Origin of the sequence: Embleya sp. NPDC020886, assembly GCF_044333915.1 — a bacterium.
GTDB lineage: Bacteria > Actinomycetota > Actinomycetes > Streptomycetales > Streptomycetaceae > Embleya.
The window spans coordinates 747,738-760,887 of the sequence record NZ_JBIRRX010000003.1; the positions used below are offsets into that span (position 1 = coordinate 747,738).

The following is a 13,150-nucleotide window of genomic DNA, read 5'->3' on the forward strand; positions in this document are numbered from 1 at the left end:
TCTGCTCGCTCTGCTCGCCGCGATCGCGCGGCCGCTGCGGCCCGGGCGATGCGCGCCCGGTCCCCTTGGAGTCGCCATGCCGTTCACCCTGGTCCAGCCCGATGCGGGGAACCCCCGGTATCGCCTCGACGGCGTCTTTCCCGAGCCGGAGGTCGAGGCGACGCTCGGCACCACGTACTGGAAGCAGGGCCCGCACTGGATCGGCTTCGACGAAGGATTCTCCGAATCGGTGGTCGTCCGCGCCTACTTCGACCCCGCCGAGTATCGGGAACAGCAGCGCGGCTTCGGCGCCGACCCGGCCGCCTTCCGATACGTCGGCTACCTCCAGTGCGCACAGTTCACGTTCCTCGGCACGCCGATCACGCCGGCGGCGTTCGGCGGCCGGGTCGCCGACCGACAGCCGTACGTCTTCGACCGGACGCAGAAGTACTTCGTCGACCTCGTGGACCCGGCGAACGCCCGGGCCTGCAACATCCCCGTGCCGCTGTACGCGTTCAACTCCCTGCTCACCGACGGTGATGTGCGCAGCATCGACGACCTGTACGCGCCGCACTCGCACGGGGCGCTGTGGGCCTCGGACCCCGACTTCCGGTACTCCGAGGCCGCCGTGCTGACCGCCGAGGTCCCGCCGGGGCTGCTCACCCCGGACGCCGTCGGGGACTGCCTCACGCCGGACAACCTGGTGCTCGCGCTGCCCGTGACGCCGGCGCAACTGGCCCACGCCGAGCCGTATCAGCTCGCGCTGCGGTCGCTGGCGACCACCGCGTTGCCCGGCGACGACGCGCCGTGGCTGCCCGACCTCGTCCGCGAGGAGGTGGCCGCCCAGGTCGTCGGCCGGTTCGTCCTGCTGACCCTGCCCGACGACGAGGATCTGGGCGACACGCTGGTCATCTACTCGCGGCCGGGGTTCGAGGACGACAGCGAGGTGTGCGTGCACGTGCTGTCCGAGTACGACATGGCCGAACTGGTGGCGCGGACCGGCAACGAGGCGCTGTGGCGCATCAAGGAGCACCTGGATCCGTACGATCTCGGTTTGGCGGTGGACGGGTTGGCGCCCCCGCCGCAGGTGCGCGGCGCGCGGGGCCTGCTGGCACCGCCGTTCGCGTTCCCGCCGGAGACGTATCCGCTGGAACTGACGTACTGGATGTGCGCGGTCGGTGTCCGTGGCCGGGGTACCGCGACGCGCGGCAGCACCAAGCTGCTGAGCGCGGTGCGGTGGTCGGCGCTGTACCGCTACGACGACGACCGGGGCCGGCTGGTGTTCGGGGCCGTGCGCCCGCCGCGGTGGGTGGACGACTTCGACGTGCCGGCCGCGCTGAGGCGCTACGACCAGGCCAAGCGGGAGGCGCCGACGCGGGCCGGGTTCGACACCGGCAATTTCACCCTCGCCGCACTCAAGCGGGACAGGTTCGGGGCCGGCCCGAAGCCGGTCTACGGCTGACCCGCCCGCCGGCCGTTCCCCGCCCCAACCCCTGCCGTGTGCACCGCCGACCCCATGTGAGGACCGATCCGCCATGCCCGACCCCACGGACGCCGAGATCCTGAACGCGCTGCGCGGTCGGCTGGTCGCGACCCGCGGCTCGGCCGCCGCACCGGGCACCTTCGCCTACCGGCTGGACGCGACCACTGTGCCGGGGCCGACCGGCGATGTGCTGCGCCAGACGCTCAACCGGCAGTTGCGGCTGTCCGCGGGTGCCATCCCGACCCTCGTGTCGGCGGGCTCCCCGAGCGTGGACGCGGGCGTGCTCCGGCTCACCGGCACCTCCGACGTGCTGACCGGCGACCCACTGACCGAGGTCTCCCTCGTCTTCACCGTGTCCGCGGACCGCGGCCTCCGGTGCGCGTGGACCGCGCGACCGCCCGCCGACTGGCAATTCACCGACTCGTTCCCCGAGTTGATGGAGTCGAGGTTCGAGTATCTGCCGCTCACCGACGCCGTGTTCATCGCGACCACGCACGCGCACGTCGACCCGGCGTTCTTCTTCCCTCTGTATCCGGGCGCCGGGTTGAACTTCCAGGCGACCCTCGCGGTGCGCAGCGACCTGCGGCCGGTGGGCGGCGCGGCCGGCGACACCGGCGTGCAGCGGGTCCGGATCGGCGGGCGGGTGGTGGCCACCGCCCCGGGAGTGCGGCCGTCGCTGCAATGGGGCAGCGAGGCCCCGCTGGGCCCGCTCACCGCGGCACGCTTCGGGCAGAGCCCGAGTACGGTGCGCTCGGGCATGCTGCGGCTGGAGTGCGGGAGGGATCCGGCCGCCGACGTGCTGATCGTCCAGGGCAGCACCGGAGTGGGTCGCGCCACGGTCGAGTGCTCGGTGGATCTGCCGACTTCGGGTGCCGGCCGGCCGGTGCTGCGGATCACCGGCCCGCTCGCGAACGCGGGCTCGACGAGCGCGGCACTGGCCCTGTGCGGAGTGCCGGACGCCGCCGCGAAGCGGCTGCCCACGTCACTGCTGGACCTCGCCGGGGCCACGGTGACCGGCTACGCCGAGCAGGTGTCCCCGGCCGGTGACGAGGCGGGTCGCAGCACCGTCACGCTCGGCTTCGGCACGGGCGAATGGACGCTGATACCGGGCGCGTTGGCGATATCCGGCGTCACGCTCGCCGTCACGGTCATCCGGGCGCCCGCCTACCCCACCGGAATCTCCGTCGCCTTCTCCGGGGCGATCTCCGGCACCGTGACCCTGGGCGGAAAGCCGTTCGCGGTGCGTGCGACAGTGCCGGCGAACGGCCCGTGGCGGGTGGAGATCACCGACGACGACGCGGGCCGGCTGCTGCCCGAACTCGCCCGCCTGGACGGCCTCGCGGGTTTCGACGCCGCCCGGCTGACGGCCGCGCTGCCGCCGACACTGGTCGACGCCGGACGGCCGACCTCGGTGAGCGGGATCGCGTTGCTGGTCGACCCGGTCGCGCGTGAACTCCGGGAGGTCTCATGCACGATCGCCCAGCCTGGCGGGAGCGCGTGGCCGGTGCTCGGCGGCCTGCTGACGCTGTCGGGCTGGGCCGTCGACCTGACTGCGGTTCGGGACGCGGCCGGCGCCTGGACGGTGTCCGGCGCACTGCGCGGCCGGGCCGCGCTCGGCTCCGGGCCGCAGGCGCCCGCGTTCGACATGCGGCTGCCCGTACCCGCGCGCGACGACGAGCCGTGGACGCTCGTGCTCGACCGGGACACCCTCGTACGGCTGCCCTCGATCGGCCACGCGCTGGCCCTGCTCGGCGGCGACCCGACGGTGCTGCCCGCCGGGATCGCGACGCTCGGCGCACTGACCCTGACCCGGCTGGCCGTGGCCCTCGACCCCCGGACCCTCACGCTCACGCAGCTCTCGCTCGCGTTCGAACAGTCGGCCGACGCCTGGACGATCATCGACGGCAAACTCGCGGTCCGCGGTGTCTCCGCCGCCTTGGTGTTCGATCCCGAAACCGACCCGGTGGGCGTACTCGGCACCATCGACGGCGAACTGACGCTGTGCGGCAGCCCGGTGGACGTCACCGCCGTGAAGAACGACTTCGAAGGCGGCTGGCAGGTGCTGGCCGGATTCACGCACACCGTGCACGTGCCCGGCTTCGAAGCGCTCGACGGCTGGCTCGCCGGCCCGCGGGCGCGTGCCGCGCTGCCCGCCGCCCTGCCCCTGGCCAAGGGATTCGACGTGTGCCGGGTGGCGCTGGCGTTCTCCGGCGCGGCGGGCGGGGCGTTGGCCCGCTTCGGCTTCGCGGTGGAGGCCCCCGAGGCATGGACGCTGGTTCCCGGCCGCCTGGCCCTGACCGGGGTCACCGCCGAGGTGCGCAGTGCCTACCCCGTCACCGCGGACACCGTGGTCGCCGCCGTGTTCGGGACGCTCGCGATCGGCGCCACCGACATCCGGCTGGGCGCGGTCAAGCCGGCGCCGGGCCGGCCGTGGGAATTCACCGGACGCCTGGCAGGCGACCGGGTCCTGGACGTCGCCGAGACCGCCGCCGCAGTGGCGGCGCCGGACCGCACGCCCCTGGCCCTCCCGTCGGGCGCCAAGGATCGCGGGCTCTCGGACCGCGTCACGCTCACCGCCGCGGAGATCCGCGCGATCCCCGAGACCGGCGCGCTCCACCTCGAAGGCCGGGCCGAGTTCGACGCGTGGCGGATCCCGCTGGGCGCCGCGAAACTGCCGGTGACCTCGATCGGCGCGACCCTGGACCTGCCGGGCCGGGCCGCAGCCGCGAGCGCGAGCGTGACCGGCACACTGGAGTACGCGGGGCTGCGCGCCGCGGTGACCCTGGCGCTCGGCGCGGCGTCCGCGCCCACCGTGCTCACCGGCACGGTCACGGTCGCCGACGCACCGCGCGTGTCGATCGCCGCGCTGACGGACGGGGTGTGTACGCCCGCGGCGGGCACGGGATGGCAGGCCGTCGCGCCGGGCAGCCTGGCGCCGTCGACGTTCGGCTCCGCCTCGCTCCACCTGAACGCGACCACCTCGCAGCTCATGTTGTCGGGGCAACTGGCCCGGCAGGGCGCCGTCCCCGCGTGCAACGCCTTTGTGTACCTCGCCCCGGATCCGCGCCCCGGGCAGGGCGGGCGCATGCACTACGCGGTGTCGCTGGTGGTCGGCGCGGGCTTCCGGTTCGACTCGATACTGCCCGCCGCCTGGAAGGTCGACGACCGGCTGCGGGTCGGCGAGGCACATCTGGTGGTGTCGGATCTCGCGGGCACCACCCTGGGCGAACTGAGCCGCGCCACCGCGCCGTTGCTCGAACGCGCCGGATCGTCGCCGGCGCCGCTGAAGAATCTCGGCGACCAGGCGCTGACACTGTCCACCGGGGTGGCCTGCGCCGTGCGGATCGACTTCGCGCGGACCGCGCTGTTCGCGCACCTGCTGGAGATCGGCATCGGTGCGGCGACGCCGACACTGTGGTTGGCAGCGATGATCGAGCACGCCGACCCCTCGCGCACGGTCTTCACCGCCGACCTGCCCGACATCACGATCGCGCGCACCGTCCGGCTCACCCACACCCCCGACCGTCCGCGCGGCATCCGGGTCGAATACCGGCCGGCCCTGGCCGATCGGGTGGAACTGGCGGGTCGGGTCGAGCTGGTCGAGATCTTCGGGCGCACCTACGCCTTCGACGTGACTCTCGTCGCGGACGACGCCGGGCTCACCACCCGAGTCCGGCAGGGCACCGCGGACACCGTGCCGGCGCCGTTCATGCTGCGCGGTCTGGCGCTCGAACACCTCAGTGCGGACATCGCCTACCGATGGGCCGTTCCGGCCGCGCCCGGCCGCCCGGCCGTCCCGCAGACGTCGACGGTCATGATCCGCGGCCGGGTGCTGCTCGGGCCCGCACCCCGCACGGGCGAGCCGGACCGGCGGCTCGACTGCGCCGCGCGGCTCGTGCTCCGCGACGGCGTCCCGGTGCTCTACGACGTCTCGTTGGCCGCCGACTGGTCGCTCGCCGGGTTCCTCGCCCAGTGCTTCACCGGAACGTCCGCGACCCGGCCCGGCACGCTCATCGACGTCGGACTCCGGTCCGGCACCCGGATCTCGTACTACGAGGCGGACCGGGACCCGGGCGCCACGCTCCGAGCCCCCGACGGCACGGTGCCGCGCGACGGGTACACCATCGACGCCCGGCTCACCGTGCGCCTGATCGCCGACCTCGACCTGCACGCCATCGTCACGGTCCTGCGCGACCCCAGGACCGGCCAGTGGGACCGCGTCGCGGCGACCGCGGTATTGGACGCGCCGCTCGACCTCGGGTTCATGTCGCTGGCGGGCACGACCCGCCCCGGCGGCAGCGGGACGTACCAGGGCGGCCCCGAACTCGGCTTCGAGACCGGGCCCTCGGCGACGGCGCGGTTGTCGGCGGGCATCAACTTCCTGGGCGAGGCGTTCGCGGTGGCGTCCGTGTCCGTGGCGCCCGGGCACGACGGGGGACGGGTGTTCACCGGGCGGCTCACGTCCCTGCGTTCCCTTCCCCCGTTCGGGCCGCTCGCCTGCGGGTTCCGCTACAGCACCCATCCGGCGGGCGCGGGTGCCGAGTTCGCGCTCGACGGGTGGCCGTCGTTCGGCCTCGCGGAGAACCTGGTCGACTTCGTGTCGGCGATCAAGGCGCTCGCGGACGCCGAATCCCTGTCGCTGTGCGGGCCGTTGGGCAAGCTCGTCGCCCGGCACGCGGTGAACACCTCGTACACGGTGACGCCCGCGGTGACCGCGGTGGGCGACGACCTCGTCTTCAGCCTCACCGGCACATGCTCCCTCACCCTGGTCGGGGCCGACGCCCCGTTCCTCACCTCGGCCTTCCCGGCGTTCGCCGTGCACGTCCCGACGACCACCCGGTGGGACCGGCTTCCCGGCGTCCTCGCCGACGGGATCCGCGGCGCCGCCGCGCAGTTCGCCCGGGCACTGCTCGCGGACCCGGCGAAGATCGCCCTGTTCCTGGCGCTGGTCGTCGGGGAGGAGGCCCTCGACGTCGCCACCGTCCTGCTGTGCGACGGGCTGATCACCAGTGCGGCCGTCGAAGGGGTCGAGGCCGCCGCGCTGGTGCTCGCGACGATCGGAGCCGGGGGCATCCTGGGGTCGGCGACCGTCGCCACGCTGGCGGCGGCCATCGCGAAGGCCGTCTCCGACGCGGCAAGCCACGGCGGGCCCGGCACGAACAGCGGGATCGGCACCCCGGCGCTGCACGAGGCCGGCTACGACAACGGCACGGTCGCCGCGCGCTGGGCCGGCGCGAGCCGCGCCGCCGGGTACACGCTGGCCGTGTTCCGCCCCGACGGCACCCAACTGGCGAGCCGCAACCTGGGCCTGGTGCTCCAGGGCGCACTGCCGCTGGACCCGAACACGCTGCCGCCCGGTGACTATCCGGTACGGGTCAGGGGCATCCGAGGCCCCCTGAGCGGACTGTGGTCCCAGCAGCTCGTGCTGAGCAAGCCGGCCCCGCCGACGGCGACCCTGGCCTACGGGCGCTCGCAACTCGTCGCGACCGGCACGCCGCAGGCCGGTACCGAGCAGGTGGTCATCCGGGTGTTCGACCCGAACGGCGTGATGCTCGCAAACGAGGTGAGGCCGGCCTCGGCCCCGACGCTGACGGTGCCGCTGCCGGTGGCCGCCGGCAGCGCCGTTCCGCTCGCGCAGCCGGTGCGGGGCGCGTACACGGTACAGGCGCAGGCACTCGGGCACGGGCACTTCCCGGGGGCGTGGAGCCCGCGGGTGCCGTACACCGTCCTGTCGCAACCGGCGCCGACGATCCTGTCCGTCACGCAGTCCGCGGGGGACTTGACGATCGCCTGGAACACCCCGGTGCCGTGCGACGTGGCCGTGGTCGACCCGACCACCAACAAGGCCGTGGCCACCTCCACCGGAGTCCTGAACGGGCGTGTCACGCTGAGCCCTTCGCCCGCGCCGGTCTCGGGGCGGGCGTACTACGTCCATGTATGGGTGAACAACCCGGGCGTCGGGATGAGCGGATGGGCCGGCCGGGTGTTCAACGCCTGGGTGGTCGCCGCCCCCGCGCGCGCCGAACTGCGCAACGACCTGGGCACGGTCACCGCGTCGTGGACGGCGGTCGCCACGCCGGCGGGCGCACCCGCGGCACCCACCTACACCTACGAACTGGTCGACTCCTCCCCGGGCTCGGGCCCCTACGCGGTCGGCGGCGGCAAGGAAATCGTCGGCACCGACGCCCGCGGGGTCGTGCTCGCCGACGGACGCGCCCTGCACACCCGGTCGACCTACCGGGTCCGGGTGCGGGCCGAGATGTACGGCAACACCAGCGCGTGGACGACCTCGCCCGGCCTCCTGCTGGTCACCCTGCCGCGACCGCTCACCCCGCAACTCACCGCCGACGACGCGGAACTCACCCTGGTGTGGACGGACCCACCCAGCATCGTCGCCGACGCCGCGCGCACCACCCTGACCCTCACGAACTCCGAAGGCCCGCTGCCGGCCGGCGCCGTTGTGCAACTCGGCTACGAGGCGGTGCTGTCGTGCGGCGGGACCGAGGTCGGACGGGCCCGGGCGATCACCGCGCGCGGCCTCGTGCTGCGCCGCGCCGACGGCCGCCGGCCCGCGCCGGGGGAGGAGTACACGGCCCAGGTGCGGCTGGCCACTCCGCAGACCACCGGGCCGTGGGCGCCTGCTACGGGAGTGGTCGTCCTGGGGGCCGTTCGCGACGCGCGGGCCTACGGGCTCCCGCCCAAGCAGAACCCGGTGCTGGTCTCCTGGACGGCCCCCATCGGCCCGCTGCCGCTCGGCCTCCACTACGAGGTCGTCGCCATCCGCGACCGCGACGCACTGGGCCGGCCGCTCGAAGGCGCGGCCCGCACGATCACCACGACCACCGTCACCCCGACTTCCGCCGACGCCCCGGCCGCCACGACCCGACTCGCCACCACGAACTGGTTCGGCTACTACATCATTCGCGTCCGCGCCCGCACCCTCCGGGCCGGCGGCCCCTGGTCCGATGCGGCCACCCTGGCCTTCCGCGACCCGGGAACTCCCTGACGCGGACGCCGAGATGCGGGCGGGTGCGGGTGCAGATGTGTGCGGGCGGTCTCGCGGTATCGGCTTCTCCCATCGGACTTCACGGCCTCTCCGTGCCATCCGTCGACCCCAGTCGGGTAGCGTCCCAGGATGACCGTGACATTCGACGAGGCCGTCCGCGCCCGGCTGCAAGCCCCCAACATCTGGTACGTCGGCACCGTGTTCCCCGACGGAGCCCCCCAGGTCAGCCCGATGTGGGTGGACCTGGAAGGAGAGGGGGAGTTGACGTTCAACACCTCGGCGGGTCGGGTGAAGGAGGAGAACCTGCGCCGAGACCCCCGCGTCTACCTCTCGCACGCGGACACCGCCGACCCCTTCGACCGCGTGCAGATCAGCGGCGTGGTGGCCCGCTTCGTCGACGGTCGGGAGGCACACGACCGGATGGACGTACTGGCCCGCAAGTACCTGGGCGTCGAGCGCTTCGAGTGGACCATGCCGGGGGAGCGGCGCATCGCGGTGATCGTGCGCCCGCTCAAGGTGCGGCACATCGTCGGAGTGGAACGATTCCGGCCCGGCGGCCCCGTCCCCGCTTCCTGAAGGACTTCCTGCGTCGCCTCGAACGCTTCGGCGATTCGGCCGGGCGGAAACTGTCGACGACTTGAACGCTCGTACGGGTGTGCGATGTTCGGTGGGAGCGGTAGCGTCGGCTCGTGGAACGTTGCCCCGCTGCGCACGACGACGACCCGGTTCCTTGCGAGGGCCCAGCCGACGCGGTCCGCGTCGTGGATCAGCTCGGCGCCGAGACGCTCGCCTGTGTCCGGCACGGCGCCGTCCTGTACGCGTCGCTGCTCGAACCGCACGTGTACCCGGGCCCCGGCGGACGAGACGGCGACGCCGCCGAGGTGCACCACCTGGGCCGCGCGCTGCGCCCGTTCGCCTTCGCCGCCGACGAAGACCACGACATCACGCGCGAGATCGAGACCTACCTGAGGTATCGCGGCGCCTGACCGAGGGCGGACGAACGGGGGAGGCCGTGCCTGCCCTCCCGCGGCGGAAAGCGTCGAGACCGCGGCCAAGACCGCGGGGCCGGTCGCCGCTCGCGGTGCGTCCCTGTCGCGCGTCCCCGGCGCTTTCCGGATGCCACCGGTGACCGTGTCCCGGGCGCGACGGCGGCGCGATCGCGCCGCCACTCGTAGCTGTGCGTCGGTGTCGCGCGGAGGCAGGGGTGCCCGGGGCGGAAGACGGGCGCGGGGCGCCCGCCGTTCTGCGGTGTTCGAGCCGGGGCCACCCCGACACGGCCCGGATGACGTCGGGTTGCTGCGCCGAACGGTGCCGTCCGCGGCGTGCGGAACGCAGTCGACGGGAACTGGGCGTTCCGGTCACCGCGCGAAAGACCGACCGATCAAAGCACCGCGAGGACCACGAGGTCGTCCTCGGCTGTGTCGCCTTCCGCGCCGGCCGACCGCTGTCAGGGCCCGCAGAGCGGCATGGTCCGCACGTATCCGCCGAGGTTCTCGTCGTCGGTGCCTAGGAGGGCGTCGGTGGATCCGGGCAGGCACTCCACTCCTTCGACCTTGTAGCCCGGGAAGGTGGCGAGCACCGTCGGGCGGCCGCGAGCGTCACTCGTACCCGGCCGTCCGCCGATACGGTCACCCGGCCGGCGTCGCTCACGGCGGAGTCGAACGGGCCGTCGTCGCCCGCGTCGGCGGCCGAACTCACGAGGATCCGGCCGGTGTCGGTCACCGAGATGTCGGAGATGTGCCGCGTGGAGTCGGCGGCGGGATACGCCGCCCGGTAGGCGCGGCGCGTCACCGACCCGAACTGCGGCTGCCCCCAAGGGGCGAACGAGAGCGGCGCCGCGTACAGGGTCGCGGGACGATCCGGGCCCGCGCCGCGGTCCGCCCACAGGGCGGCGAGTCGCCCGTTCCGGGCCACGAGCGCGAAAACCCGCCTACGCCATCCGCCACACGGCAGCAGATCCGGGACGAACGGCCGGCAACACCCGTCCCCCGTCCTCCCGCAGCCGGTGTCGAACGGCGCCGTCGCGGCCCGAGGCCGACGCGACCACGCCCGAGCGCCCGCGCGGTCAAGTGGTCGTCGGCCATCGGGGCCCGGTGTCGGGGTGGTGGGCCCATACGTACTGGCTGTCGGATGTGACGGTCATGCCGTGGTCATACAGCCCGGGGCCGCCCGCTGCGATCCACCGGTCCCAGGCTGTTTCCAACTCGTCTCCCAGGCGTCTTGCTCCGCCCTGGTACAGGGTGGTCCGGCTGCCCGCCGATGCGGAGTACACGGCCCAGGAGGTGTCGCCGTCGTGGATCCAGGCGTTGACGCCGTCGGCGTCGCGCGCGGCGTGTACCCGCAGTTCGGGCAGCGCGACCCGCAGCGCGAACAGCAGGTGGGCGTCGTCGCACAGCGGCGCCAGGTCCCGGGCGACGCCGCGTTCGTCCCCGGGCGGTGCGGTGCCGCGGACGTCGGTGAACCGGGGTTCGGCCGGGGTGCCGCGGGCCGGCATGAACGTGGCGAGCCCCTGGACCCACCCGGAGGCGGATCGCCCGTCGTCGGCGACGGTCAACGCGACGTGCCCCAGCCGCCCCCACGGGGTGACCAGGCGGCCCCCGGGACGCATCTGCGCGATCCACGGCCATGGCACCCGCTCGACCGCGTACGTCGAGATCACCCGATCCCACGGGGGTTGCGCCGGGAGACCGGCCGCGCCGTCCCCGACCTCGACGGTCACGTCCGCCCCCGCCGCGGCGAGTGCCTTGCGGGCCTCCTCGGCCAGACCGCGATCGACCTCGACGCCGACGACGCTGCCGGGCCCGACGCGTCGAGCGATCAGAGCCGCGTTCCATCCGGTCCCGGTGCCCAATTCGAGGACCCGGTGGCCGGGTCGCAGAAGCAGCGAGTCGAGCATGTCCACCACCACCGCCTGGCACGACAGGCTCGACGTGGGTACCCCGTCGACGACCTGCGTCACCGCGGCGTCGTCCGGGCCGGCGTACACCAACGACACCCACGCGTCCTCGTCGACCGTGCGGTCCACCGGCACGTAGCCGTCGCCGTCCCAACGCCACAGCCGACCGGGCGCGAACGCGTCCCGGGGCGTGGCCTCCACCGCGGCACGGATCCACGGCGCGCGCTCGGGCCAGTCCCTCCGCCGTTGCATCTCGGCCGCCAAGCGCGACCGCGCCTCGACCAGGTCCACGGCGGGCTACTCGTCCTTCTTGTGCCGGCCGTTCGACGGCGGGGGAGGGGGCACGCGCCCGTCGGAGTTGTCCGGCGGTGGATTGCCCTTCGACGGATCCGGCGGCGGCTTCTCGTGTTGCCCCATGGACGCCTCCTCGGTCACGCAGAGGGACTTCATGATGACACAGCATCACATCCACTCGGAAGACGCAGCGCACCCCGGCGCCGGAGCAGCAGGACGAGGAGTCGCCCATGGTCGGCATCGCCCGAGTGGACGAGAATCCATGGGATGGCAGGGAGTTCCGATCCGGATTACGAGATGGTTGTCGCGGACCTTCGATCGCGGTTCCCGAGCGGGCGGATCTGCTCCGGGACCGTGGAGCAGGTCTTGCGTACGGTGGCGTTCGTGCGGCTGGAGGACGCCCGGGGCATGATCAACACGCTGAACCTGACGTCCGGCTACTTCCGTGACTTCAACGAGCGGCTGCGGGTGGGACAGGTGATCACGGCTCAGGTGATGTACGTCGACGCGGCGAAGGCACGGGTCCACCTGTCCGTCAGGGCCCTGGAGGCGAACCCCGCCGCGGCGTTCCTGGACAGGATCGGCGACGTGGTACCGGCGACGGTCGTCGCCCTCGCGGAGCACGGCGACGCCCTGCTCGCCCTCTCGAATTCCCTTGTGGCCCACCTGTCGATTCCCGAGAAGGATCGCGCGACGGTGCGCGTGGGCGACGAGGTCCGCGTCCGGATCTCCGAGGTCGACCTCGGGACCGAACCCGGAACGCACTGGGCGGCCGTCGCGTTGGCGTGAGCCCCGACGTCCGCGCGAGGGACCCGGCGCGCCCCCGAGGCGTCGGGAGCCGGCGCGAACGGCAGCGCTTCCGACCCGGACGCGCCTCCCGGGCGACCCGGGCGTCGCTGCGGCTTCGGGACGGTGTGACGGCCTCGCCGGGGTGTACGACCGTCCCGGGAGCGGGAGAGTGGTCCTTGGCCAGACCCCCGAGAGGAAATGGGGCCGCCCGTCCTGTACACCGCCCGACGTCGGAACAACTCGCCCCGAGCGCCGGACATCACCGCGTTCCACCCGATCGGCTCCCCCTGCCCAGGACCGTGAGCCACGACGCGCGCGTCGGCCGACGAGTCGCTCGACCGGAGCGGCGGTTCGGGGGTGGCGGCGGGCAGTTCGCTCCGCGCGGCCGACGACGTGAGGCGCGTGTCCGCGTCAGGCCGTCTGCCCGTTTCACACGGCCCGGGTCGGCGAAGTGCCGTCGGCCGAGGCGGACTCGGCGCGGTGCGTGCATCCACCCCGACCATGACGGCTCCGCCGGGCCGGATGATCTCGGACACCCCTGCACCCCGCAGATCGGCCATCGGGGGTCGACAGGAGCTCCTCGGCGATGTCGCACCTCGGAGGACGAAGCCGCGGTCCGATGTGGTCGGCGCGCGGATCGTGCGGCGAACTCCCGCCGGTGGAAGCCCCGTTGCGGTGTCGTGTCCGTGCCCGGAGAACGTGG

The 13,150-nt window shown here is 73.6% G+C and carries 8 protein-coding genes; 5 read left to right on the forward strand and 3 right to left on the reverse strand.

Annotated features, from left to right (window positions below; genetic code table 11):
• Positions 1-76: 76 nt before the first annotated feature.
• From ACH4U8_RS14095 to ACH4U8_RS14110, 4 genes are all read left to right on the forward strand, one after another.
• Complete coding sequence (locus tag ACH4U8_RS14095) at positions 77-1,441, forward strand: hypothetical protein (protein ID WP_395777932.1); 1,365 nt, start codon at positions 77-79, stop codon at positions 1,439-1,441.
• Positions 1,442-1,514: 73 nt separating this feature from the next.
• Positions 1,515-8,468 (forward strand): hypothetical protein, encoded by a 6,954-nt coding sequence (locus ACH4U8_RS14100; protein WP_395777934.1) that lies wholly within the window; start codon positions 1,515-1,517, stop codon positions 8,466-8,468.
• A 129-nt stretch (positions 8,469-8,597) separates the two neighbouring features.
• On the forward strand, positions 8,598-9,044 hold the full coding sequence (locus ACH4U8_RS14105) for a TIGR03618 family F420-dependent PPOX class oxidoreductase (RefSeq protein WP_395777936.1): 447 nt from the start codon (positions 8,598-8,600) through the stop codon (positions 9,042-9,044).
• A gap of 185 nt (positions 9,045-9,229) precedes the next feature.
• On the forward strand, positions 9,230-9,454 hold the full coding sequence (locus ACH4U8_RS14110) for a hypothetical protein (RefSeq protein WP_395777938.1): 225 nt from the start codon (positions 9,230-9,232) through the stop codon (positions 9,452-9,454).
• Positions 9,455-9,974: 520 nt separating this feature from the next.
• Here the strand turns inward: ACH4U8_RS14110 and ACH4U8_RS14115 are convergent.
• The 3 genes from ACH4U8_RS14115 to ACH4U8_RS14125 all read right to left on the reverse strand — a co-directional run bounded on the left by ACH4U8_RS14115 (position 9,975) and on the right by ACH4U8_RS14125 (position 11,814).
• Positions 9,975-10,382, reverse strand: a complete 408-nt coding sequence (locus tag ACH4U8_RS14115; protein ID WP_395777940.1) for a hypothetical protein — start codon at positions 10,380-10,382, stop codon at positions 9,975-9,977.
• Positions 10,383-10,533: 151 nt separating this feature from the next.
• The gene (locus ACH4U8_RS14120) at positions 10,534-11,655 is read right to left on the reverse strand and encodes a methyltransferase domain-containing protein (RefSeq protein ID WP_395777942.1); all 1,122 of its coding nucleotides are present in this window, start codon (positions 11,653-11,655) and stop codon (positions 10,534-10,536) included.
• Positions 11,656-11,661: 6 nt separating this feature from the next.
• The gene (locus ACH4U8_RS14125) at positions 11,662-11,814 is read right to left on the reverse strand and encodes a hypothetical protein (protein WP_395777944.1); all 153 of its coding nucleotides are present in this window, start codon (positions 11,812-11,814) and stop codon (positions 11,662-11,664) included.
• A 111-nt stretch (positions 11,815-11,925) separates the two neighbouring features.
• Between ACH4U8_RS14125 and ACH4U8_RS14130 the strand changes: the two genes are divergently transcribed.
• Positions 11,926-12,447 (forward strand): S1 RNA-binding domain-containing protein, encoded by a 522-nt coding sequence (locus ACH4U8_RS14130; protein WP_395777946.1) that lies wholly within the window; start codon positions 11,926-11,928, stop codon positions 12,445-12,447.
• Positions 12,448-13,150: the final 703 nt, after the last annotated feature.

Bases quoted from the DNA above. Each gene is read 5' to 3' on its own strand.
- ACH4U8_RS14095 (WP_395777932.1), top strand. From the start codon at position 77: ATGCCGTTCACCCTGGTCCAGCCCGATGCGGGGAACCCCCGGTATCGC.
- ACH4U8_RS14100 (WP_395777934.1), top strand. From the start codon at position 1,515: ATGCCCGACCCCACGGACGCCGAGATCCTGAACGCGCTGCGCGGTCGG.
- ACH4U8_RS14105 (WP_395777936.1), top strand. From the start codon at position 8,598: ATGACCGTGACATTCGACGAGGCCGTCCGCGCCCGGCTGCAAGCCCCC.
- ACH4U8_RS14125 (WP_395777944.1), bottom strand. From the start codon at position 11,814: ATGAAGTCCCTCTGCGTGACCGAGGAGGCGTCCATGGGGCAACACGAG.
- ACH4U8_RS14130 (WP_395777946.1), top strand. From the start codon at position 11,926: ATGGCAGGGAGTTCCGATCCGGATTACGAGATGGTTGTCGCGGACCTT.